The 1,903-nt window shown below is 46.1% G+C and carries 2 pseudogenes; both read right to left on the reverse strand.

Annotated elements, in window-relative coordinates:
- Positions 1–219, reverse strand: a pseudogene (locus EHO58_RS05500) (hypothetical protein); the annotation flags it as partial.
- Positions 220–238: 19 nt separating this feature from the next.
- Positions 239–1,903, reverse strand: a pseudogene (locus EHO58_RS19520) (LIC12048 family lipoprotein); the annotation flags it as partial.

Consider the following 1,903-nt stretch of genomic DNA (forward strand, 5'->3'; position numbering starts at 1 on the left):
CGGATCGTCTATCGCCTGGCTATAATTTGTGGAGATGGAGAATAGATCGCTTCCCTCAGGAGCAGGAGCCGACCCAGGAGAAGGAAAACTAGTCCCGGGAGGCAAATCCCCACAAAATGTATGCTTGCAAATCCGATCCAGTAACCCCGGTCCCTTCCAACAGTTTGTGAAGGAAGAAAGACCGACAATACAAAGGATCGCGGATACCCTAAGCTTCATAACGAAATCCTTATGGAGATTAGAAATTGATCTGCGCTTTCAGAGTATAATCTCTCTCAATGAGTGGAGCCACAAAGAAGTTGTTCAAACCATATTGGAGTGCACCAGGATTCAGCATATCCAAGGAGTAACCTCGGATATTTTGCTGAGTAGAATCGGTTGCCCACCAAACCACGAATCCAGTTGCATCCTTGACCGCGATCTTAGGTCCTGTTTGGTTTCCGAAATTCGTAGTGCTCACAAAGAATTCTCCCGAACCTTTGGCCACTAAATTCGCTCCCAATGCAGCCGATCTTCCTCGGATAGTTCTCTTAGAAGATTCCTCATGTTCCCAAAGAGCGATGATATTTCCTGAAACCAAATACAGTCCTCCGGGTTTTCTACTCTTTGCACTTTTAGAAGTATCTAATTGTAGCATAGTTGTATATTCTAATGCTCCGTCAGAGAGATCCACTACTCTGAGGTAAATACCTGTGTTCTTAGTAGAGCTGAAGGAGATTAACCCAAACCCTCCCGTGGCGACAGAACTAAACGCATTGACATTGCCAGCAATAGACTGCACGTTCGGAGCAAGCGCAGTATTAGCAACCATGTCATAGGCTCTCGCAAAGACCCAAGTATCACTTCTTTTCCAAGTAACGAAGGCCTTGCCAGAGGATGCACTTACATTAATAGAAGCAACATTTCCACCGCTTGTTGCTGTGCCTGTTAAAACAACCGGACCTGCTTGACGAGTGCCAGTGGCAAAGTCATAGGTATATCCGTTAACTGCGCTAGTCGAAGCACCATGACCAGTGGCAATTATCGCAGTATTACCTCCGTCGCTATCCGCACTTAAAACAAGAGTCGTTCCGACGCCGCTCACAAGCGCTACGCCAAATCCGGCTCCGGATGTACCGGCCGCATCTCCTTGGAAATTTCGACCTGTGACAGTATGGGTTGTGGTTGTCGTAAATAATGAGGTGGAAGTAGTAACAACTGACCAAACCGCGATGGCCTTTCCGCCTCCTCCCATAGCAAGAGCTAAACCTCCGGAAGTATTCGGACGAGTCACAATTTTGATTTCAGATCCAATAGCAGGGAAATTGGCAGCTGTCAGATCTCTAAATGCAATGTATATATCTACACCATTCTCCCAAAGTATGGAGGCCTTACCCGAGTCTGCTTTGACTACGAATTTACCGGTCGCATTTGCGGTATTGAGTTTCACTTGGGCTCCACCGGTCAAAACAGTACCTGTGGAGATTTGTATGAACTTACCTTGGAGAGTGTTATCCTGTCTCCAAACGGTAAAGGCGATATCTCCATAAGTAACCGTTTGCGGTTCGGAGAGAGTAGTAACAGAAACGTTCTCGTTCACAACGAAGTCGTTTGTGCTAGACTCCAGACGATAACTACGGTTCGTACTAGTTGCCGTTAGACGGAATAGACCATTAGCAAGGAAAGAGTCGAATGCTCCTCCGTCTGTTCCGGAGTTCCAAGCTCCCACACCGTAATTATAATTCCCCATCCAATTGATGGCGTTCATATCCGCAGTAAAACCCAAACAATTCAGAGGATGGAAAGGAATCGTAGTACAGTTTATAGGAGTGGTCACAAGAAGTGGCAGACCCAAAGCTGTAGTATAATTCGTAGAAGTAACGTTAGCGTTATTCAGAGTATTCCAATCCGTATAGAAAGCGTT

Source organism: Leptospira selangorensis (assembly GCF_004769405.1).
Taxonomy (GTDB): Bacteria; Spirochaetota; Leptospiria; order Leptospirales; family Leptospiraceae; genus Leptospira_B; species Leptospira_B selangorensis.